The sequence below is a fragment of the Dickeya parazeae Ech586 genome (assembly GCF_000025065.1).
GTDB lineage: Bacteria > Pseudomonadota > Gammaproteobacteria > Enterobacterales > Enterobacteriaceae > Dickeya > Dickeya zeae.
Genome location: NC_013592.1, coordinates 712,870 through 736,188, shown reverse-complemented (window position 1 = coordinate 736,188; position 23,319 = coordinate 712,870). Strand labels below are relative to the sequence as shown.

Here is a 23,319-nt window from a genome sequence, read left to right as displayed (position 1 = left end):
TTAAAGATTATTATTTATATATTTCTTGTTTTAATTCTTTTCTTATCTTCAACACGCTCGCCACTGTAACCACCGATCATTTTCCCATGAGCTTTTTCTTCACTGGATTTTCTTAATCCAATATAAGAACAACCGGCACCAGAACACTCATGAGGAATAATATTATCTGAAGCCATTTCTCTAACAGCCTGAACCCTCGGGTGAGATTTAATATTCTCCAGACCATGTTCCCGCCAGTCAGTCAGCGGCGAAGTTTGCCATACGCAATTCTGAACCTTACCATCAGCTTGCAACATAAAATCTCCTTGCAGATGAGGACAATCCGAAACAGAACGTCTGACCGTACCAGAGAAACCATCATCATCCGGTGATTCCGAAAGATTTTCGTTAAAATATGAATTAAAAATAACTTCTACTCCCAAATTTTTCGCGAGAGCTATAGCCTTATCTATATGCTGATTCGCATCATGGGCGATATGTTTGAGTTTATTCGATTCATAATCAAAAACTTGGTTGCCAACTTCAATATTTACACCCTCTGCAAGGTGTTCTACATCATAGAGCCAATTACATTCAACTACGCCATCAAACTCTAAAGAAGTCCGGACAAAATTTTCTAGCTCCAGATAGTTCTCTTTCATCAGCGTCAGGTTAAGGCGAATAACAGGATAAGAAAGCCCCATCTCATCTCGTTTCTTTTTAAAGTTTCGTACATTTTTTAATACTCTGTCTAATGAACTCCCAACACGTAGTCTTGAATACTTCTCCGGTTCTAAAGAGTCAAGACTGATAGCAACCCATGTTACGGGGGGCGAGTTCTTCAGAATTTGATCGATTTTTTTATCCAGCAGTAATCCATTAGTATGGAAAACCACTTCAGAAGCTCGAGGTAAGGCGTCCAACAAAGAATCGAAAGCAGGTGATAACAGAGACTCACCAAAACCATCAAGGCAGATGAAGTCTCTATCCTGGAAGAAATCGACTAAAGCTGGAAGATCATTTTCATCTAATACCTTTTTATGGAACTCAGAATAGATAACACTAGGGCACATCGGGCAGCGAAGATTACAACGTCCGCTCAACTCAACTTGGAGCCCTCGCTTAAATCCTTTTTTCAATGGTGAAAATGTACCATCTTGATTCAAAATGAAAACCTGTATACCAGCACCCCCTCGAGAACTACAGAGATGCCTTGGCAACGTCATTGAAAAACCAATATCATTATTAAAGATACAGTCAGGGAATGCCGCTTGAACATCCTGACGTTGCATATTTCCAACGTCTAATCGAGCGACCTCACTCCATTCGGAAGTTACAATAATTATAGGAAAACTGGCGTAATTATTGTCACGACGGAAGGCCCATCCTTCAATCAAAAAACCACTATCTGTCTCATCAATTCGATCCAGCCATCCATCCTGGTAGGGCTTTGCAAATGTAGTTTCGGTTACTCTCATATTCAAAAATCCTCTATTGATAATCTTTTAAATAATTTGTTTGTCCATGAGCTATCACTAGATTTGCTCTTAATTATTCTTACACGTAACCTCTGCTAACATTTTTAAACAACGTGCCTGCCAGGTATTATCACCCACCACCTCAGTAGTATCTTTAGCTGTTAGGCGCCCTCTTTCTATCTGCTCTGAAATCGCTTTAATAAATTCATCAGCATTCTCTCCACAGGCTACCCTCTGGTTGCATATACGCAAAAAATCAAGTGGTGTAGATACAACGGGTAGTCCAGAAGCGATATATTCATAATACTTCATTGGGAACATGGATCGTGTGTATTCATTGACTAATGAAGGCAACAAACCGACCTGCATTCCTCGCAGGTATTCTGGTAAAATCGAGTATGGTCGGTAGCCTATAAAATGTACATTTGGTAATTTACCCAATTCTTCAACGATAGGATTTTTTTGTCCTTCACGCTCTTCACCGATAAAAACCCAACTCCATTCAGGCTTCACTCTAGCCACACTCAACAATAACTGAAAATCGATCTTGAAATCAGAAAGTACACCGTGGTAACAAAGCCTGGGTTCTGAGATACAAGCCAGATCATTAGGAATTGGACCAGGTTTAAGTGCCTCACCAAAATGTTTTACATCCACCACATTAGATAAAAAGTGTGTATTAACATTAATAGCTTTACAGCGCTGAGCTAAAGTAGGGGCCGTAGCAAAAACGACATCTGCTCGCTTCAACAATAGCATCTCTGCAGAACGGAAGTTTGCACCATCTATGCCGGGCACTTCCGCCAGATCATCCACACAGTGATAAAGGAGTGAACTTGTCCTAAAATTATTTATCACATCCAACATAAAGGGATGATAAGTCCAAACCAGTGGATTAACAAATTCCCGCCCCCACATGGAGCGAGCAATTTCAATTTTTAGAAGCCACCGATTTATTGCCCTGGTCAGCATATAGCGATGCCCGGCAGGGATAAGCAATGGGGAAAGAACAAACACCCCCGTTGAACATTCTGGCGCGCCAAACAATAAAGACGATAGTCCTTTATATAAGCGATTCCAAAGTCTTCGCCAATCTTTTTTACTTCCTGGTTTCGGCGCTCTGAGTCCAACACTTTCTACATACAGAACACGAATTCCTAGCTCAGAAAGAGATTTGGCACAATGCTGTTTATTAGTCCAATAAGGTTCATCCCAGTCAGCCGTTGCAAACATGATACAACTTGATGGTACACAATCATCTTTGGCACTATCAGCCACGAAATGCCTCCACCGGTTGACCAAGCAATGCATCGGCAATTCTTTTAGCTGCATCACCATCGCCATAAGGATTTGGCCGATGCATCAGAGCCTCTCTCTCCTGTGAGTGACTCAACCAGTAGTCGACTGCCGACTCAATGCGCTCTGGTGTCTTTCCAGCGAGAATAGAAAAGCCGGCCTGAACCCCTTCCATACGCTCTGTATGTTCACGCATCACTACAACAGGAGTACCAAAGGTAGGTGCCTCTTCCTGAATCCCTCCAGAGTCGGATACCACTAAGATAGCCTTAGAAATTAAATAAAGACTGACTTGGTAATCGACAGGGTCTATCAGTAAAATATTACGTGCATCTCCAAGTATCCGCTGCACCGGCTCGCGAACGTTGGGATTGAGATGAACAGGAAACACCCAGCGAATATCAGGATGGAGTGCAGATAATCGCAAGATCATACTACAGATATTCTCTAAAGCAGTCCCAAAATTCTCACGCCGGTGGCAAGTTATTAATATGAATGGGTGTTCTGAAATCCACTCATCTACTACTGCCGGAACAGAATCAGGCTTTCCACTATCCCATCCCTGTTGTGTCAGCTTGATAGCATCAACAACGGTATTACCAGTAACAAGAATAGCACTCTGTGGTATATTTTCACTTTGAAGTGCTGTCGCAGCAGCCTGAGTCGGGGCACAATGCAGAGAAGCTATCCGAGCCAATAAGCTCCGGTTAGCCTCCTCAGGAAAAGGACTGGCAAGATCGCCCGTTCGCAATCCAGCCTCTACATGAGCCACCTTTATACCCCGGTGGAAAGCAGCTAACCCCGCACAGAAGGCTGTAGTTGTGTCCCCCTGAACAACAACCCAATCAGGCTGTTCTTGTTCCATAACGTCATCCAGCATAGCCAACTGCCGGGAGGCAAGGATATTGAGTGAACGTCCCGGGCTCATAGAATCAAGTTGAATGTCAGGCACCAACGAGAAAGCATCCAAAGCCTGAATCAACATTTCACGATGCTGTCCACTGCTGCATAGTCTGACATCAGCTCGCTGGCGAAGAGCCACCACAAGAGGTGCCAGCTTGATCACCTCTGGACGAGTTCCCATCACAACAAGTACTTTCATACCAGTACCATTCCATCATTGAGTTTGACCAGTTCGCCGCGAAATTGAACTGCATATTCATAGGATGCGTTTTCAAATGGTACGCTAACAGCAAACGCCTTTTCGCAAAGATGGAGACGAATAGCAGCACGATCACGCAAGAAATCCATCGCCTGGCACTCATCCATAAATAAAGGCTGTCTGGCTGTTGCACGTATATGCCCGATTAATGCCTGATGTGCATCAATGCGACGCTGTTCATCAACCCAACCATATTGATATCTGGAAGAAAATGGGTGATCCAGAAAGCCAAACAACGTCCTGGTTTCCAATGCCTGATTGAATGCTTGTTTAAAGACTTTCAGAGGGTCTCCGTCGGCTAACATGCAATCCCCATGCAACATGGTTTGCTGAGAATGTCCAATAAATCCATCGGGTAAGTTAGCTAATTTACCACCGCGGGCAATTAAAAACTCAGGATCATTTCGAATAATTCCACCAATACAACCAGAATAACCAGCATCACAGAGGGCAGCTAGTGCATAAGGAGGTGATTGATGAAAGGGAGAAACAGCATAATTGACACGAATACCCGTTGACGATTCTATTTTACAACGGGACTCAATAGCCTCATGGTAAGCAGCATCATAGCTCCCCCCCCAATTAGGGGCGTGAGTAGCTGTATGTGACAACAATACACCGCCATCATTAATAAATGACTTGAGAAAATCTTCATGTACAGGATTCGGAAGATTACTAGTATGAAGCGCTAGTGATAAGGGTACTCCTAAATTTTTATAGGCACTCCACAGAGGCTGTGCAGAAAAAATATCCTCATCGCAATCAAGTCGCATTGTTATTGCAGCATCATAACCATAAGGTATTTCACTGATCACCGGGAGGCAAGGTAACATGTCAAGATGCCTCCATTCACTTATAAATGCCTCAAGCAAGTACCATTCAAACGAGTCAATAAAACCAACGGGTCGGTTCACCCAAAATGTGCTCGATATATGGCTATTAAAGAGTGCCACATAAGTAGCAAAAGCCTGCTCTTCAAAACTGATAGCAGCAACCTCTGATCCCTCCGAGGCTCTTAGTGGTGCAGCAATACTCCAGATAGAATCATCCACCCGTATCGCACCATATCCCAGATTGTTCCATTCATCAGCAAAATCAAATCTCTCTAGTGGCCTGAACCAGTTATTAGCACCGAGTTGACTAGCTAATTCTGAATATTTAATATTACCCTTGCTTTCTGAATAATAACCGCTTTCAGCAGGTAAGCTACGAGACCAGAGCTCCGCTTTTTCAGGCCAAACTGTATTACGTAAATTAAAATGGGTACAAAGGCACTCAGGTAAGCTACCAAATAAAATCAACTTACGTCTTCCTGAGGCTAACCAAGAAATAAGTGCCTGCCCATACCCTTCATCAGGATTAATAGCTAAGATACAATTATTCCTTGATATTTCATTAATTGAAATCCTTGCTACGAGTGTCTCAGAAACACTTCTCTGCAATGCAGCAACAACTAATTCGCCTGCATTACGGTCATCATAAGAATAAAGAACACCAATCATGCTGTCACCACATGTCGGAATTTGGCCCTATGGCCAACACGGATAAGATCATCATGCCCGACGAACTCCACTTTCATTGCATCAGGCCAATAAGCTTCTACTTTCGATACAATCTGCGCTAAATCAGCGTGAGGTTCTGGAACTACTCTTAAAATAGGCTTATTACCGCGAAGATCAATCTGAAACTCTTGGATTCCGCCAACACGATAATCGAGCATATCTTGGATAGTATGGGTCGGATATGTGATACCGCCAATAATAACCATATCATGAATTCTACCTGTTACATTTTTCAGGTAAAAACCATCCTGACGTTGCTCCACTTCAGCCAAGTCACCCGTAGTATAACGAATAAGCGGCATCAGTCGATTATGGAACCCTGTAAATATTAACTCATGTTGCCCAGAACTTGTTAATTGACTTTCTGGCCATCCTTCTGAGTCCATTACTTGCAAGCCTCCACTATGGCCATCTAGCTCATAAGCCATCACACCTAATTCGGCTAGTCCATAGCGATCCACAACACGACAACGCAATACCCTCGATATCGTTTCACGCATATACGATTCTAGTAACTCACCACTGGACTCGAATACTCTAAAGCTATTTGCACTACCATATTTCCGTTCTATGTAGCAAGCTAGTGCATAAATAGTCGATGGGTGTGCATGAACCATATAAGGTTTACGTCTCTTGAGAGTTTGCCAAATTTCAGCCAACCCAATATCATCAAGACGATCGAAAAATATATTGCTGCGGTTCATCGCAAAACATTTAAAATCTTCGCGTGTTGGCCACCCAGGATCAATCATATCAGGGAAACGACATGCAAAATGCAACTCTGAGCGTCTTTTGGTATTACCAACCCTCTCTCGCGCATATAGCGTAACAGCAGCAGACCAGTCTGCAGCTGGTTGGTCATACATTATATGGCAAGACTGTCCAGTAGAGCCACCTGTCTTACAAATGTGATGACGAACATTACTTAACGATTGAGAGAAAAGACGCTCTCCTTGCTCACGGATAATCTCCTTAGTCAATAAAGGGATATCTTGAAGGTATTTTATATCGCGTTCAATGGATGCCGGATCAAAATTTATAGATTTAAATTTATCCCTGTAATAAGGAACCTGGCTTGCTGCAAATGTGAGTGTTTCAACTAACCTAGCTTGGGCGATCTTTATTCGCTTTTCAAACGACTCTCTATAGTAAAAGCGCAGGATGTTGACTTTGCTTGTTATATCACGATTTTCTCTTTTTTCCGCATAGGGATAAGCAATTTTTGCACTCAGAATACCTTTTATGGTACTAAACGGAGGGATAGAAAATATATGTTCAGAAGCAATTAACGCAGGATGCCGAGATGAAACCCTGAATTTATTTATCTTCATCTGCGCCCCCCAATGATGCACGATCTATAATCTCATCATTAACTATAGCCCCATGCTCCAAATAAATTTTCCTATTACACACGCGAGATATCAACTCGGGAGAATGAGATGCGAGAACAAGAATAGAAGCATTGTTAACTAACTGTTCCAATCTAGCTTCAGCTTTAATACTAAACTCAGCATCACCGACGCTAAGCCACTCATCCATGATGAGAACATCAGCATTAACGCTAGTCGATATAGCAAAAGCAAGACGTAGTTGCATCCCACTAGAGTATGTTCTAAATGGAAAGTTTAGATAATCCCCCAATCCAGTAAAATCAGCAATTTCATCTATCTTACTGCGAATATGTGATGGTTTAAGACCATCCATAACCCCTCTAAGATAAATATTCTCAAATCCTGAAGCATCTGGGTCCATTCCCATGGATACATCAAGCAAAGACACGGCACGGCCTTTAATTGATAAAGATCCTGATACTGGGGCATAAACACCGGAGAGGACTCGCAATAGTGTTGTTTTACCTGAACCATTGTGTCCAACCAGTCCAACACGATCGCCTTCATTAATATTGAAACTAATATTATTTAAAGCACGAACAACTGGGTGTTTACCTGCATTAGCCCCAATCCGCCCTCCCGTTGTTAAGTTCATTACCTTATTTTTAAGCGAACGGTGCGAGTTTTCAAAAATTGGGAAATCGACACAAACATTATCAGCTACAATATGAGTTTTCATAATATTAAAGCCAGTAGGCCACACGGTCACGATAGCGATTCATTAGGTATTGGGCAAAACAAAACCCTACAACCAGAATTATAATACATAGAGCCCAAGTACTCATTGATATCGGAGAGCCTAAAATCGGAGCTCGAATTATTTCGATTAAATAATAAAATGGATTCATATCTGCTATCCAAGCTCGATCTTTCAAATCTGCAGTCCGCCACATAACTGGCGTAACAAAAAAACATACTTGAAACAAATTTACAATAATCGGGGAAATATCTCTAAACCGAGCACATAGTATTCCCAATACTATACCGACCCAAATTGCATTAAGTAATGAAATTAGTAAGCCGGGAATAATCAAAAAGGCCTCTAATGTAAGTGAATGTCCAAAAAAGAGCATAAAAAGTATAACAACGGGCAGACTATGCAATAGTATAATAAAATTTCTCCAAGCCATACGACACACATGTGTAGTTAATGGCATTCTTATTTGTTTTATTATATGCGCAGAACCTATAAAGGTCATACAGGCTTCATTTGCTGCCGTACTAATAAATTGCCAAACGACCAAACCTATACCAAGATAAGGCAAATACTCAGAAATTTGTTGTCCCAACAACTGAGAATAAAGGAACCCTAAAGCACCTACCATAATCAGTGTAGTCAACGTGAACCAGAATGGACCTAATATTGAACGCCGATAACGTTGTCTTATATCATGCCATCCCCAGATCATCCATACATAATAAACTCTGATACCCTCCAGGATATCTGTTCTACCGTTATGAATTTTCCATCCGGATGAAGGTTCATCTGATTTGCTATCCACCTCACACATCGAATTATATGTGTTGGTTTTCATTTAATGCCTACCTTTACTAAGTTAACTCGCAAATATAATACATAACACCTAGTTAAATTCTATAACCGGCATGTAAATCCACTAGGAATTAATCAGTTTCTCAATTATTGAAACTTTTTCCCATACTAATTCTGATAGTGCGCGAGATTCTATATTTAAACGTAGTAATGGCTCTGTATTAGATGTGCGAATATTAAAACGCCAATCTGCCATGTCAATACTTAACCCATCGGTATGATCAATAAAAACAGCTTCATTTTTAAAAAAATCTTCGATGTTTTCTATAATTACTTTCGCATTTTTAACTTTATAGTTTATCTCTCCGCTGCAGGGATAACTTTTTATACGCTCTCCGACCAATTTAGATAAAGAGGTATCCCTAGAAGAGAGAAGCTCCATAACCAATAACCATGGGATCATACCACTATCACAATATGCAAAATCACGAAAATAGTGATGTGCACTCATCTCACCACCATAGATAGCATTTTCAGAACGCATCCTATCCTTAATAAAGGCATGACCTGTTCTACTCTGGATCGGTATCCCACCAGCTTGTTTAACAACCTCAACAGTGTTCCAGGTAAGACGAGGATCATGAATGATTTTTTCTCCTGGATGTTTCATAAGGAAAGCTTCAGCTAGGAGACCAACAATATAATAACCTTCAATAAAATCGCCATTTTCATCAAATAGAAAACAGCGATCGAAATCTCCATCCCAAGCAATCCCCATATCGGCATTATTAATCCTGACTGCATCTGCGGTGACGGCTCGATTCTCCGGCAATAGTGGATTAGGAATACCGTTAGGGAAATTGCCATCTGGTTCGTGGTGTATTTTTATGAATTCAATAGGAATTTTTTTATTTTTTAATCTATCCTCAATTTCATCAATTACGTGACCTGCAGCACCATTGCCAGCATTAACAACGAGCTTCATCGGCTTCAAATTATCAATATTAATATAGGTCATCAAATGGTCAACATACTCATCAAGCAATGATAACTTGGTATAACTGCCTTTATTATCATTGCTGGTAAATTGCCCTGAAACGACTAGTTCACGAATATCATTGAGGCCATTATCGCTACTGATAGGCTTCGCACCACGGCTAACCAATTTCATTCCATTATAATCCATAGGATTATGGCTAGCGGTAACTTCAATTGCTCCGTCCACATCCAAATGGAAAGCTGCGAAGTAGATCTCTTCTGTCCCTGTCATACCAAGATCTACCACATTCACCCCCGCATCCTGCAGACCGCTTGCCAACGATGCTTTGAGCTCTTCACTGCTCAGCCGAATATCTCCACCTACTGCAACAGTTTTCGCCTTCAGATACTGACCAAATGCACGACCAATACGATAAGCTATATCATTATTGAGTTCACTACCAAGTCGGCCTCGAATGTCATAAGCCTTAAAGCACGCTAACGTCATTGCATTTTTCCTTTTTTATTCTTCATCAAAACGGACAATATCATCATCACCCAAATATTCACCGCTCTGAACTTCGATCATAATCAGGTCAATTACACCAGGGTTTTCAACCCTATGTTTCTCTCCTGCCGGGATATAGGTCGACTGATTCGTTGAGAGGAATATATTTTTGTTTCCATTGGTTATATTAGCGGCACCCGCGACCACGATCCAATGCTCACTACGGTGATGATGTCTTTGCATCGTAAGGCTTTTACCCGGCTTGACCACCATACGGTTTATTCTGAAGTGATCACCTTTTTCAAGCGTTGTCGATGTACCCCAAGGTCGGTGCAGAGTGCGATGCACTTTGTAAGCCGCATGATCCATAACCTTGAGCTGGTTATAGATAGATTTAACATCTTGAGCATGCTCTTTATGGGCTACCAACAAAGCATCTGCTGTATCTACAATCACAAGGTTGTCGATTCCTACTGCGCCAATAACACGATCTTCAGCTTTAATGTAGCAATTGCTAACATCATACAGCAGCGTCTCGGCGTCCGAATCAATTGTGTTGCCACAATGATCAGGTTCAATTAATTCACTTAATGCAGACCAGGAGCCTATATCACACCACCCAATATTGCAGGGTACGACCGACACATTTTTCGACTTTTCCATGACAGCATAGTCAATAGAAATATCTTCAACCTGAGAAAAGCTTGCCTTATCTAAATCAATCTGCGTTGAACTATTCGTTTCCAAAATCCTAGATGTACTAATGCAATTCTCAACAGCAGAGAGCACCTGGGGACACCAGTGTTGTAATTCTTTAAGGATCATTCCAGTTGAAAAGCAAAACATACCTGAGTTCCACAGGTACTCACCAGAATTGACATACTCCAATGCCTTATCATAGGAAGGCTTTTCTACAAAACGCTCCACCTGATTGCCATTGAATTTGATATAGCCATACCCGGTTTCAGCTTTCTCTGGCTCAATACCAAATGTAACCAGACGAGATTGACTAGCCAGTTCTACCGCAGTACTTACGGCTTCAATAAATGCCTTGTTATCCCGAATCAGATGATCTGCGGCCAACACAATTAGAATGGCGTCATTGCCATGCTTACGTTGTGCCAATAGTGCAGCTGAAGCAATGGCAGCAGCTGTATTACGTCCCATTGGTTCAAGAATGTAAGAATGAGGAATAGATGTTGTATTAACTTCATCAAAAGCATCAACAGCTTTAAATAATAACTCTCTGTTAGTAACAGTAATAATCTCTTTTACATTATAAAAAGATTGTGCTCTTAAAAGAGCCTTTTGAATTAGACTTTCACCATCAGCTAATGTGATAAAGGGTTTGGGATGCTGTTCACGTGAAACAGGCCAGAGTCGAGATCCACTCCCGCCACACATGATTATTGGAATAACAATATTCAATGAAGCCACTCCTAATTAATTCACCTATGCATAGGCCAATTTAATAATTAATAATTTTTTAGTCATCAAAAATTGCAGAATGAGTACGGAATAGCGATTTAGCTCCATTCATTTATAATAAAGAAAAATCAACCACTATAGTAAGCACTCCTCACCTATTAAAAAACTTTTCAAATGACATCCCTTTTTTATCCTTATCAGATAACAAAGGCTCTTGATTATTTAAAAGTGGCCAGTGGATATCTAAAAAAGAATCACTCCATAGAATAGAAATTTCTGATGCTGGATGATAATAATTAGTACATTTATAAACAAACTCAGCTTCTTCACTGGTCACATAAAAACCATGTGCGAATCCCTCTGGAATCCAAAGTTGTCGTTTATTTTCTGCAGAAAGGTAAACACCAACCCATTTACCTAGTGTTGCCGAATCTTTACGAACGTCTACTGCTACATCAAAGACCTCACCAGAAACAACCCTGACCAGTTTTCCTTGGGTGTTTTCGGTCTGAATATGTAACCCTCGAAGAATATTTTTATTGGATTTAGAGTGATTATCCTGAACAAAACTACAAGCATGTCCAACAACCAAGTCCTCAAACTTCTTCTGTTGCCAGGTTTCCATAAAAAAACCACGTTCATCACCAAATACCGTGGGTTCAATAATTTTCACATCAGGAATATTTGTCTCAATAACGTTCATAATATCACTTATATATTTTAATATTATTCAGTTTCAGTTGATAATTACTAAGTGCAATATCCGAACCACCCTATTATCCTTCTCAGTTTAATATTAAATTAGAAAGTCTTCCTGGAAGGAGATAAGTATAAATAATGAAGAGGTTACTGGGGAAAAGACATACCCCCATCTTTTTCTCATTTTCGATAAAATCATCACATTGATAACGAAACAGAAATACAATAAAAAATTAATAACTCCATTATATTTTTCTGGCGTAGATTACCTAATTAATCCCATCAGATATTGACCGTATTCGTTCTTCAGCATCGGTTCTGCCAGTGAAATCAACTCTTCATCAGACATCCAACCATTCCGCCAGGCAATCTCTTCTAAGCAAGCCACTTTTAATCCCTGAACATTCTCAATGGTTTGCACAAATGATGATGCTTCATGCAAGCTCTCATGTGTGCCCGTATCCAGCCAGGCAAAACCGCGACCAAACAATTCGACGCTAAGCGACCCATCCTCCAGATACATCTGATTAATGGAAGTAATTTCCAATTCACCACGATGGGATGGTTTTACCTGTTTGGCAAACTCTACTACACGATTATCGTAAAAATACAATCCAGTAACAGCGTAGTTGGATTTAGGTTTGCTCGGTTTTTCTTCAATCGAAACAGCTCGCATTTCAGCATCGAATTCAACGACACCAAAACGCTCGGGGTCTTTAACCTGATAGCCAAACACAGTAGCACCAGCAGCCTTATCTGCAGCATTTCTTAGCATCTTACTGAAGGATTGGCCGTAAAAAATATTATCCCCCAAGACAAGGCAGCAATGATCATTGCCAATAAAGGAATCACCAATAATAAAAGCCTGAGCCAGGCCATCTGGGCTAGGCTGAACCGCATATTCAATATTGATACCGAAATTACTACCATCTCCCAACAACCTGCGGAATCCTTCATTATCCTCAGGCGTGGTGATAATTAATACGTCTCGAATACCGGCTAACATCAGTGTAGATAGCGGATAATAAATCATCGGCTTATTGTAGATTGGTAGCAACTGTTTGGAGACACCGCGAGTCAAAGGATACAACCGAGTACCTGAACCGCCTGCAAGGATAATGCCTTTCATTATTTTTCTACACTCCCCAAACGCTCACGGCTATAAGAACCATCCAACACTCTACTCCACCAGGAGCGATTATTGAGGTACCACTCCACTGTTTTACGAATACCACTTTCGAAGGTTTCTTGTGGTTTCCAGCCAAGCTCACGGCCAATTTTTCCTGCATCAATAGCGTATCGCACATCATGACCGGGACGATCTTTCACATAAGTGATCAGATCTTGGTACGCGTCAATCCCTGCTGGTTTCTGTGGAACCAGTTCTTCCAACAGAGTACAGATAGTTTTTACAACATCAACATTAGCTTTTTCATTATGCCCACCGATGTTGTAGGTCTCCCCGACTTGTCCTTCAGTCACAACCTTATAAAGTGCCCGAGCATGATCTTCAACAAACAGCCAGTCGCGAATCTGCATTCCATCGCCATACACTGGCAAAGCTTTTCCCTCCAGCGCGTTCAGGATCATTAAAGGAATTAATTTCTCCGGAAAATGGTAAGGACCATAGTTATTCGAACAATTGGTGACAATCGTTGGTAATCCATAGGTTCGCAGCCAGGCTCGTACCAAATGATCGCTCGATGCTTTAGACGCAGAATAAGGGCTACTCGGGGCATATGGCGTCGTTTCAGTAAATAGAGAATCGGTTCCCTCTAGATCACCATAGACTTCATCTGTTGAGATATGATGGAAGCGGAAAGCCGATTTTTGTGTTGGTTCTAGATTGCTCCAGTAAACACGTGCGGCTTCAAGCAGCGTATAAGTACCAACGATATTCGTTTCGATAAAAGCAGCAGGACCATCAATCGAACGATCAACATGTGATTCTGCTGCTAAATGCATGACCGCATCAGGCTGACAGGTTTCAAACACGCTCTTAAGCGCCACTGCATCGCAAATATCGATATGCTTAAACTCGTAACGCCCATGACTACTCACATCGGCCAGAGACTCCAGATTACCTGCATACGTGAGCTTGTCCACGTTAATAACAGAATCTGCTGTATTTTTTATAATATGACGCACGACGGCAGAGCCGATAAACCCGGCCCCACCCGTTACTAAGATTTTCATAAGGTTACATCCAGAAAGCAAAGTATTCGACTGTCCAACTTAACTGTACTTGACTGTAAATGCACAAAACTCAGACACGCTACCGCCCTTGGAATTTAACCCAAACGTAGACACTACCCTCAAATTGTCGTTGTACGTGCAATTCTGCTGGAAATATAGCCAGGAACAGGAAAAATAATTTGCATATTTTACATGTCACAGCAAAGGAGGTGTAGCGGTATTGTGACTTACCTCTTATCCCAAACCAAAAATTTACACCCTATATACCGCACTGTCTGCTGTATGGGTGGGGGTGCACGTGCTTCATACACACGATAAAATAACGATTACCATTCTCATTTGGGTTTATTTTAGGCTAAATATATAACTACAAAGATAATGTGTTAATACATAAGTCTATTCTGGAAACCGTAAATGCAATAGAAACGATATCGCCTTTTAGGCTCTACAAATCGTCCAGAACGGGAACGCACCTATGCCACCGAGGAAACCGCGTTGAGTTCATCATACCGCTGCTGCGCCAGCATGACTTCATCGATGTTCCGCTCCGCCCAGTGGGTCAGTTCATGCACGGTCTTGACCAGTGTCTTACCCAGTGTAGTAATTGAGTACTCCACCGTCACTGGCACGGTAGCAAACACCTGCCGGTGAATCATGCCATCACGTTCCAGGTGTTTGAGCGTTTGTGACAACACTTTCTGCGATACGCCTTCAATATCACGTCTTAGTTGGTTGAACCTGACCGGCTCACATGCCAGCCGATCCAGAATCAGCAGCGACCATTTATTGGACAGACGATCCAGCACCACACGCGCCGGGCAGGTTTTACTGTAAACACTGAATTCAGGCATCCTATGACCTCTGCTTTCTCAGTTAGTTAAGGTTTTATTCGGTATCTCTCGGTATCCCTACTTACCATAGCGTATGTTATTTCTTTTGGGGAGTTAGTTCTTTTCTGGATGGATAGTTTCTTTTTGATTGGATGGTTTCTATTGGAATGATAGTTTCTTTTTAAGACCTAAATGGGAGGGGAACTTACTTCACAAACCTTGCCAGTATTGAAAAGGAGCATGTGCCATTCCGTGCTTGCATCGTGCTGGAATGACACATCTTTTTGCTGTCTCGCCGGACTATTTGCTCATGGTATCTTTTTTATCTTTACCCATGTTATCCATCTTGCCCATACTGTCCTTCTTCATCTCGTCCGTTTTCATCCCTTCTTTGCACATGCCATCTTTACACAGGCTGCTATGGGGTTTTCCCATCGCGTCTTTCGTCATTCCGTCGTGCGACATGCCTGCTTTTTCTTTCGTCATCCCGTCATGGCTCATGTTGTCGGTAGCCTGTACATTAGCCATCAACAATGTCGACAAAACGGCAGCAGCAATCATCATCTTTTTCATAGTATTTCCTTTTTTTGGGGTTAGTAGCCACCAAACCAGTTGTAACCTTGATCTTCCCAGTAACCCCCCAGGAAGCGGTTGGTGACTTCGATGGATAAAACATGCTTTGGATTTTTGTAACCGAGCTTGGTCGGGATACGGATCTTCATTGGGAAACCGTACTCAGGCGGCAGGATCTGGTTATCCCAGGTCAACGCCAGTAACGTCTGCGGATGCAATGCCGTCGCCATATCAATGCTGGTGTAGTAGTCGTCCGCACAGCGAAAGTTGACGTACTGTGCTCGCTTATCCGCCCCGATCAGCGCTAAGAAATGATGAAACGGTACACCTCCCCATTTTCCAACGGCGCTCCAGCCTTCCACACAGATATGACGCGTGATCTGACTGACCTGCTGCAACCGATACAACTCCGGTAGCGTCCAACGGCGGGTGTCCCGTACCAGACCTCGGACATCGAGCAGATAGTCATGACCATCCACTAGAGGAATATCTTCCTGGCCGTAAAAAGCGTTAAACGGGAAGGGACGGGTAATGTCTGACTCACGGTATTCCGGTGCCAGGTTGCGGCGGCTGAACAAGAACCCCTGCACCCGGTCATTAAAACGAGAGATAAGGGACAGCGTACTCTCGACACTTTCGTTGTTGCTGATATCACAACCGGTCAGCATCATGATGCCGCCCAGCGTCAGTCCCTGGCGCAACAGGCGACGGCGCTCTGGGCTGAGCAGTTTTTCGGCCTCTTTCACCAGATAGTGTGCGTCGCCGCCGCTGAGAATAGTGTTTTTTTTCATTGTATTATCCTCAACGTCCCCGGAGCATGGCCAGCAGCGTGCGAGGTACCAGCAGCACCATCAGTAAATGGATGACCACAAACAACACCATCAGGCTCATGCAGAAAAAATGGACATAGCGCGCTGTCTCGTAACCATCCAGCAGGTCTCGCAGCAAGGGTAATTGCACGGATTTCCACAACACCAATCCGGATAGCAACAACCCCATGCCCAACAAAATGGCACCCAGATAAGCCACCTTTTGTATGGCGTTGTAGTGGCTAAGATCGGTGTGTTGAAGTTTGCCGCGCAACGCCTGCGTCAGGTCATCCCGAAGACGGCGCAGCGACAGGGGAAAAAATTTGCGGCGAAAGCGTCCGTCAATCACGCCAAGCGTCAGGTAAACCACGCCGTTAACCACAAAAACCCACATCATGGCGAAATGCCACTGCAACGCGCCGCCCAACCAACCGCCGAGCGTTAACACCGAAGGAAAGGAAAAATCGAACAGTGCAGAAGCGTTGTAGATACGCCAGCCGCTAAACAGCATGCCTGCAACGGCGATAGCATTAATCCAATGACAGCAGCGCAACCACAGTGGATGAATATGTTCAGGATTGACAGAGGACATAGCCCGTACTCCATGAATGACAGACCTGCATCATGGATCGACGGCGATCACCACATCCTCACGGAAGTTTAAATAAAATGTGATAACTCGCGCTCCACGCCTGGGGTAAGCTTTGGCGAAAAGAGTGTGGGTAGAAAAACCATGAATAGCGCAAGAAAAATACTGCTGGTAGAAGATGACCACGATATCGCCACGCTACTGCGGTTAAATCTGCAGGATGAGGGCTACCAGATTAGCCATGAGGTGAATGGAGCGCATGCACTGGTTCAGTTGGAAAAACAGGTCTGGGATGCCGTAATCCTCGATTTGATGCTACCCGGTGTAGATGGGCTTGAGATTTGCCGCCGCATTCGTCAGATGACCCACTACTTACCCGTGATCATCATCAGCGCTCGAACCAGCGAAACTCACCGGGTTCTCGGGCTGGAAATGGGAGCGGACGACTATCTGCCTAAACCGTTTTCGGTGCTGGAATTAGTTGCCCGGGTCAAAGCCCTGTTTCGTCGTCAGGAGGCAATGGGACAGAATATCCGTATGGAAGCAGGCTCCGTCTCCCTTCACGGGCTGGATATCGACCCACTGGCACGGGAGGTGTCACTGCATGGCAAGCCGATAGAGCTGACGCCACGCGAATTCGATCTCCTTTACTGGTTTGCCCGCCATCCGGGAGAAGTTTTTTCACGACTGACACTGCTCGATCGCGTGTGGGGATATCAGCACGAAGGCTATGAGCATACGGTCAATACCCATATCAACCGACTACGAATCAAGATCGAACGTAACCCCGCCGAGCCAGAGATTATCCTTACCGTTTGGGGAAAGGGGTACAAATTTGCTACCAACAAACCGGAGTCGCAGCCATGATCCGCCGTTTAAGCCTCAGCCAGCGTCTGACGCTCGCCTTTACTGCGATTCTTCTGCTGTGTGCTGTTACCGCCTGCGGCGTGCAGCTTTATAGCAGCAGCCAGTACGGTAATGCGATGGTCCAACGCCTCTCCGGTAGTCTGGCACAGCAAATTGTCAGCAGTGAATCATTACTGGACGCACAGGGCAGGGTAAACCAACTGTCGTTAAAAACCCTGTTTGACCGCCTAATGACGCTCAACCCCAGTGTAGAACTCTACCTGGTTTCCCCTGATGGCCAGTTGCTGGCAGATGCCGCCCCACCAGACCATCTCAAACGCCAGCGCGTGGCTATCACTCCGCTGCAACGCTTCCTGAGTGGCGCGAGCTTACCTGTGTACGGCGACGATCCACGCAGCCCAAACGAGCAAAAGGTATTTAGCGCCGCGCCGATAAACCAAAACGGAGAACTGCGGGCCTATCTGTATATCATTTTGCAAGGCGAGGAGCTCAATGCACTGGCGGACAGCGCCTGGCAGAAAACGCTGTGGCGTACCGTGCTGTGGTCGCTACTGATGGTAGCAGGACTCGGCCTGCTGGCAGGCCTGTTGGTCTGGCGGTGGATAACGTGCCCGGTCAGAGAATTAACGGCCGAAGTGCGTGGACTTGAGCGAGACAGCATCAGCACTATCAAGCAGTTAGCGCAACAGACACCAGAAAACCTGCCAACCAGCGAAGTGGCGCTACTGCGCAATACCTTCATTGAGCTGGCACGGAAAATCGTCAGCCAGTGGGACCAGCTTTCGGACAGCGACAGACAGCGGCGGGAGTTTATTGCCAATATTTCCCACGATCTGCGTACACCGCTCACCTCACTGCTGGGTTATCTGGAGACCTTGTCAATGAAGGCCGAGACCCTATCGCCGGAAGATAACCGCCAATATCTGGCGATCGCCCTGCGCCAAGGCCACAAGGTTCGTCATCTGTCACAGCAACTGTTCGAACTGGCAAAACTTGAACATGGTGGAATAAAGCCGCAACTGGAGCGCTTTGCCATCGGTGAATTAATCCAGGATGTGGCTCAGAAATTTGATCTGGCTATCGCCACACGTCAGTTGCAGCTAAAAGTGGACATGCCACCGTCACTACCACAGATATACGCAGACGTATCGATGATTGAACGGGTGGTCACCAACCTGCTGGATAATGCTATTCGGCATACACCGCAGAGAGGAACTATTCAGCTAAAAGTATGGCAAGAGCATCATCAATTGCAGGTGGAAGTGGCGGATAGCGGGCCGGGCGTCGAGCCAGTATTGCGCGAGCAGCTGTTTCAGCGGCCATCGGTGCTCAGTCAACAAAGCGTTCGAGAGCACCGAGGTGGTCTCGGCTTGCTCATTGTGCGGCGCATGCTCGAACTGCACGGAGGGGAGATCCGTCTGATTGACGCCGCAGTCGGCGCCTGCTTTCGTTTTTTCGTACCGATCTGAATCTATCCTGTACCACGCGGTAAATACATGGGGGAGCGCCTTCAGTTGAGGCAATAACGGTACAATAGCTTACCTAACCAGCAAGATGTGATAGTAAAAAGAATCAGGGCTTAAAGGGACAGAAGAAAGGACTTGGAGCGGGCGAAGGGAATCGAACCCTCGTATAGAGCTTGGGAAGCTCTCGTTCTACCATTGAACTACGCCCGCGTAGAAAGTGACTGGCATTATAGCGTCATCTCTCTGGCGGGCAAGATAAAACACGGTTTGATTGCGCGTGTTTTGAGCGGTCGATTCACACCGCTGTCACCAGCAGCGTTTGGTAGCCGTTGACGATCACCTGCACGGCAAACACCGCGAATAACACTGCCGATACCGCACTGCAGTAAAACGACAGCCTGCCTTTTAACGCACCACGCCCGTACTTGATTAAGACCGCCATAAACAGCGTCCAGAGTATGCCGCCAATGAAAAATCCCACCAGAAACAGCGCAATCTGTCTGGCAGAACCATCCGTCGCCTGGGCAATCAGCGTCCCGCCCACAGCGGCAAACCACAGTAATGCGCTGGGTGACGCCAGTGCCATTCCCATTCCACTGATAAAATGACGGCGCGCGGGGGCCGATGCGCGAGATGAAGGCTCACTCGCGCTATCAATAGCCAAACCACGGTGCTGGCGATAGTCACGCCAGGCGCTACGTGCCATGTTGAATGACAGCCACAGCAGTACGCCGCCACCACCAATCCACAACAGCCACCGTACCGGCGTGTAGTTAAAGATTACCGCCATCCCCAACACCGACAGCGTCGCGTAGAGCAAATCACCAAAGCAGGAGCCCAGACCAATAAAGAACGCCGCGCCTGCACCGTCCCGAATACCACGATTAATAATGGCGGTGTTGACGATGCCCAAATCCAGACACAGGGACAACGACAACAGCAAGCCACTCAACATCACCAGTAACATACCATCCCTCTTATTATGACCTTCTTATGCGCTTCACTCTGCCTGCCATTGAGCCCGTAAACCCATCGGCCTTCTTATCACTCGCTATACGAGCAACGGTAGTTCAGCATTCAGGAAACGCGACAGTAACATTTGCCCCACGCCAACGGCAAGGCGAGTCTGTCAGATGACAATGCGCGTAAAAGAGGGAAACACGAGGGGATAAAAAAAACGGCTCGTCTACCTACAGGCAAACGAGCCGGGATAGTGCGGTGAGGCTTATTTCTGCGGACGCATCGCCGGGAACAGGATCACGTCGCGAATGGTGTGACTGTTGGTAAACAGCATCACCATACGGTCGATACCAATGCCCAGCCCCGCGGTCGGCGGCAAACCATGCTCCAGAGCGGTAACATAGTCTTCGTCGTAGAACATCGCTTCGTCGTCACCAGCATCTTTCGCTGCAACCTGATCCTGGAAGCGTTGAGCCTGATCTTCCGCGTCGTTCAGTTCGGAGAAACCGTTGCCGATCTCACGTCCGCCGATGAAGAACTCAAAGCGGTCGGTGATTTCCGGGTTCTGGTCGTTGCGACGAGCCAATGGCGACACTTCGGCCGGGTATTCGGTGATAAATGTCGGCTGGATCAGATGGGCTTCTGCCACTTCTTCGAAGATCTCAGTGACGATACGGCCCAGACCCCAGCTCTTCTCTACCTTGATGCCGATAGATTCCGCGATGGCTTTCGCTGCATCGAAGCTATCGAGATCCGCCAGGTTGGTTTCCGGACGGTATTTCTTGATGGCTTCACGCATGGTCAGCTTCTCGAACGGCTTACCGAAATCAAACACCTGGTCGCCATACGGCACCTCGGTGGTGCCCAGAACGTTCTGCGCCAGCGTGCGGAACAGTGACTCGGTCAGTTCGATCAGGTCTTTGTAGTCCGCATACGCCATGTAGAGTTCCATCATGGTGAACTCAGGGTTATGACGCGGCGACACACCTTCGTTACGGAAGTTACGGTTGATCTCGAATACACGCTCAAAACCACCGACCACCAGACGCTTCAGGTACAGCTCTGGCGCGATACGCAGATACATGTCGATATCGAGCGCATTGTGATGGGTGATGAACGGACGAGCAGACGCCCCGCCGGGGATCACCTGCATCATCGGCGTTTCGACTTCCATAAAATCACGACCGACCATGAACTGGCGAATACCAGCCAGAATCTGCGAACGCACACGGAAAGTGTGGCGGGATTCGTCGTTGGCGATCAGGTCCAGATAACGCTGGCGATAACGGGTTTCCTGATCCGCCAGGCCGTGGAATTTGTCCGGCAACGGGCGCAACGCTTTGGTCAGCAGACGCAATTCGGTACAGTGGATAGACAGCTCGCCAGTCTTGGTTTTAAACAGCTTACCGCGTGCGCCAAGGATGTCGCCCAAATCCCATTTTTTGAACTGCTCGTTGTAGACGCCTTCCGGCAGGTCATCACGCGCCACATACAACTGAATACGGCCGCCGACATCCTGCAAGGTCACAAACGACGCCTTACCCATGATACGGCGGGTCATCATACGACCAGCCACCGTCACTTCCAGACCCAGTGCCTCCAGCTCTTCGTTCTCTTTTTCGTCATAGCTGGCATGCAGTTGATCAGCGGTGCTGTCACGGCGGAAATCGTTCGGAAAAGCGATGCCGGTATCACGCAACGCCGCCAGCTTCTCACGGCGGGTTCTGAGTTCGTTGTTAAGATCCAGCGCCTGCTCGGCACCCTGATTTTGTGGTTCAGACATGAGCTTCCTTATAACCCCGCTTTTAAACTTGCTTCGATAAACTTGTCCAGATCACCATCCAGCACCGACTGGGTATTACGTGTTTCAACCCCAGTACGCAGATCTTTAATGCGGGAATCGTCCAGCACGTAAGAACGAATCTGGCTGCCCCAGCCGATATCGGACTTATTGTCTTCCAGCGCCTGCTTCTCAGCGTTTTTCTTCTGCATTTCGAACTCATACAGCTTGGCTTTCAGCTGCTTCATGGCCTGATCTTTGTTCTTATGCTGAGAGCGATCGTTCTGGCACTGCGTCACGATATTGGTCGGGATGTGGGTAATACGCACCGCAGATTCGGTACGGTTAACGTGCTGACCACCCGCACCAGAAGCGCGATACACGTCGATACGCAGGTCCGCTGGATTGATCTCGATATCAATGTCGTCATCGACTTCCGGGTACACGAAAGCAGAACTGAACGACGTATGACGGCGTCCGCCCGAGTCAAACGGACTCTTGCGCACCAAACGGTGTACGCCGGTTTCGGTACGCAGCCAGCCAAACGCATAGTCGCCCATAATCTTGATAGTGGCAGACTTGATGCCAGCGACTTCGCCTTCAGATTCTTCAATGATTTCGGTTTTGAAGCCTTTGCTTTCCGCCCAGCGCAAATACATACGCAGCAGCATGCTGGCCCAATCTTGCGCCTCGGTGCCGCCGGAACCGGCCTGCAAATCGAGGTAACAGTCAGCGCTGTCGTACTCGCCGGAGAACATACGGCGGAATTCCAACTGACCCAGCTTGTCTTCCAGTAGATCCAGCTCGGCGATGGCTTCGTTAAAGGTTTCTTCGTCGTCAGCTTCCACCGCCAGTTCCAGCAGGCCGGCGACATCGTCCAGCCCCTGAACCATCTGATCAATGGTGTCGACGATCATTTCCAGGGAAGAACGCTCTTTCCCCAGCGCCTGCGCGCGTTCAGGTTCGTTCCAAACGTCGGGCTGTTCCAGCTCAGCGTTTACCTCTTCCAGACGCTCTTTCTTTGCGTCATAGTCAAAGATACCCCCTCAGAACGGCTGTCCGGTCAGACAGGTCCTGAATGCGGTTTTTTACCGGATTGATTTCAAACATGGTCGTAAGATCTTAATAGTTGTTTGTCGATGACAGAATGCATGTAAACCGCGAATTGTAGCGGATCCACGCCGTGGTTTATAGCTTTTTACCGATTTTAGCGGGTTACCGATTTTAGCGGGATGTCCCGCCGGGTGAAAAGAAAACGCCGGGAAAACCCGGCGTC

The 23,319-nt window shown here is 45.6% G+C and carries 21 protein-coding genes and 1 tRNA gene; 2 read left to right on the top strand and 20 right to left on the bottom strand.

The features are described 5' to 3' along the window. Positions 1-14: 14 nt before the first annotated feature. The 16 genes from DD586_RS03355 to DD586_RS03285 form a co-directional block, all read right to left on the bottom strand. Entirely contained in the window at positions 15-1,457 is a 1,443-nt protein-coding gene (locus tag DD586_RS03355) for a radical SAM protein (RefSeq protein ID WP_012883398.1), read from the bottom strand. A 69-nt stretch (positions 1,458-1,526) separates the two neighbouring features. Then, on the bottom strand, positions 1,527-2,735 hold the full coding sequence (locus DD586_RS03350; protein ID WP_012883397.1) for a glycosyltransferase: 1,209 nt from the start codon (positions 2,733-2,735) through the stop codon (positions 1,527-1,529). Continuing rightward, a complete protein-coding gene (gene wecB, locus DD586_RS03345) occupies positions 2,728-3,855 on the bottom strand; it encodes a non-hydrolyzing UDP-N-acetylglucosamine 2-epimerase (RefSeq protein WP_012883396.1) in 1,128 nt (375 codons plus the stop codon). The genes DD586_RS03350 and wecB overlap by 8 nt, the downstream gene beginning before the upstream one ends. Continuing rightward, positions 3,852-5,417, bottom strand: coding sequence for a polysaccharide deacetylase family protein (locus DD586_RS03340; protein WP_012883395.1), 1,566 nt, complete (start codon positions 5,415-5,417; stop codon positions 3,852-3,854). Before DD586_RS03340 ends, wecB begins: the two co-directional genes overlap by 4 nt. Further along, positions 5,414-6,808: a phenylacetate--CoA ligase family protein gene (locus DD586_RS03335; protein WP_012883394.1), complete on the bottom strand. Its 1,395-nt coding sequence runs from the start codon at positions 6,806-6,808 to the stop codon at positions 5,414-5,416. The genes DD586_RS03340 and DD586_RS03335 overlap by 4 nt, the downstream gene beginning before the upstream one ends. Next, positions 6,795-7,547, bottom strand: a complete 753-nt coding sequence (locus DD586_RS03330) for an ABC transporter ATP-binding protein (protein WP_012883393.1) — start codon at positions 7,545-7,547, stop codon at positions 6,795-6,797. The genes DD586_RS03335 and DD586_RS03330 overlap by 14 nt, the downstream gene beginning before the upstream one ends. 4 nt (positions 7,548-7,551) lie before the next feature. Then, the gene (locus DD586_RS21165; RefSeq protein ID WP_012883392.1) at positions 7,552-8,403 is read right to left on the bottom strand and encodes an ABC transporter permease; all 852 of its coding nucleotides are present in this window, start codon (positions 8,401-8,403) and stop codon (positions 7,552-7,554) included. 81 nt (positions 8,404-8,484) lie between these two features. Beyond that, positions 8,485-9,846 (bottom strand): phosphohexomutase domain-containing protein, encoded by a 1,362-nt coding sequence (locus DD586_RS03325; RefSeq protein ID WP_012883391.1) that lies wholly within the window; start codon positions 9,844-9,846, stop codon positions 8,485-8,487. A 15-nt stretch (positions 9,847-9,861) separates the two neighbouring features. Next, complete coding sequence (locus DD586_RS03320; RefSeq protein WP_407635425.1) at positions 9,862-11,283, bottom strand: mannose-1-phosphate guanylyltransferase/mannose-6-phosphate isomerase; 1,422 nt, start codon at positions 11,281-11,283, stop codon at positions 9,862-9,864. A gap of 142 nt (positions 11,284-11,425) precedes the next feature. Then, positions 11,426-11,977, bottom strand: a complete 552-nt coding sequence (rfbC, locus tag DD586_RS03315) for a dTDP-4-dehydrorhamnose 3,5-epimerase (RefSeq protein WP_012883389.1) — start codon at positions 11,975-11,977, stop codon at positions 11,426-11,428. A gap of 261 nt (positions 11,978-12,238) precedes the next feature. Beyond that, positions 12,239-13,102, bottom strand: coding sequence for a glucose-1-phosphate thymidylyltransferase RfbA (rfbA, locus tag DD586_RS03310; protein ID WP_012883388.1), 864 nt, complete (start codon positions 13,100-13,102; stop codon positions 12,239-12,241). After that, positions 13,102-14,169, bottom strand: a complete 1,068-nt coding sequence (rfbB, locus tag DD586_RS03305; RefSeq protein ID WP_012883387.1) for a dTDP-glucose 4,6-dehydratase — start codon at positions 14,167-14,169, stop codon at positions 13,102-13,104. Before rfbB ends, rfbA begins: the two co-directional genes overlap by 1 nt. A gap of 473 nt (positions 14,170-14,642) precedes the next feature. Next, positions 14,643-15,020 (bottom strand): winged helix-turn-helix transcriptional regulator, encoded by a 378-nt coding sequence (locus DD586_RS03300; protein WP_012883386.1) that lies wholly within the window; start codon positions 15,018-15,020, stop codon positions 14,643-14,645. A gap of 279 nt (positions 15,021-15,299) precedes the next feature. After that, positions 15,300-15,572, bottom strand: coding sequence for a hypothetical protein (locus tag DD586_RS03295; protein ID WP_012883385.1), 273 nt, complete (start codon positions 15,570-15,572; stop codon positions 15,300-15,302). A 20-nt stretch (positions 15,573-15,592) separates the two neighbouring features. Continuing rightward, a complete protein-coding gene (locus DD586_RS03290) occupies positions 15,593-16,363 on the bottom strand; it encodes a molybdopterin-dependent oxidoreductase (RefSeq protein ID WP_012883384.1) in 771 nt (256 codons plus the stop codon). Positions 16,364-16,373: 10 nt separating this feature from the next. Continuing rightward, entirely contained in the window at positions 16,374-16,973 is a 600-nt protein-coding gene (locus tag DD586_RS03285; protein WP_012883383.1) for a cytochrome b/b6 domain-containing protein, read from the bottom strand. Between the two features lie 141 nt (positions 16,974-17,114). Here DD586_RS03285 and DD586_RS03280 point away from each other — a divergent pair, with 141 nt between their 5' ends. Then, positions 17,115-17,837, top strand: a complete 723-nt coding sequence (locus DD586_RS03280; RefSeq protein ID WP_012883382.1) for a response regulator transcription factor — start codon at positions 17,115-17,117, stop codon at positions 17,835-17,837. Next, the gene (locus DD586_RS03275) at positions 17,834-19,306 is read left to right on the top strand and encodes a sensor histidine kinase (protein WP_012883381.1); all 1,473 of its coding nucleotides are present in this window, start codon (positions 17,834-17,836) and stop codon (positions 19,304-19,306) included. Before DD586_RS03280 ends, DD586_RS03275 begins: the two co-directional genes overlap by 4 nt. 133 nt (positions 19,307-19,439) lie before the next feature. Here DD586_RS03275 and DD586_RS03270 read toward each other — a convergent pair. From DD586_RS03270 to prfB, 4 genes are all read right to left on the bottom strand, one after another. Then, positions 19,440-19,513 (bottom strand) — tRNA-Gly (locus DD586_RS03270). Positions 19,514-19,598: 85 nt separating this feature from the next. Further along, positions 19,599-20,270, bottom strand: a complete 672-nt coding sequence (locus tag DD586_RS03265; RefSeq protein ID WP_012883380.1) for a LysE family translocator — start codon at positions 20,268-20,270, stop codon at positions 19,599-19,601. Between the two features lie 258 nt (positions 20,271-20,528). Beyond that, a complete protein-coding gene (lysS, locus tag DD586_RS03260) occupies positions 20,529-22,046 on the bottom strand; it encodes a lysine--tRNA ligase (protein ID WP_012883379.1) in 1,518 nt (505 codons plus the stop codon). 8 nt (positions 22,047-22,054) lie between these two features. After that, positions 22,055-23,153 (bottom strand): peptide chain release factor 2 gene (gene prfB / locus DD586_RS03255; RefSeq protein ID WP_012883378.1). Its coding sequence is split into 2 segments (ribosomal slippage): positions 22,055-23,077 and positions 23,079-23,153, totalling 1,098 coding nucleotides; the frame shifts between segments, so codons are not numbered across the junction. Positions 23,154-23,319: the final 166 nt, after the last annotated feature.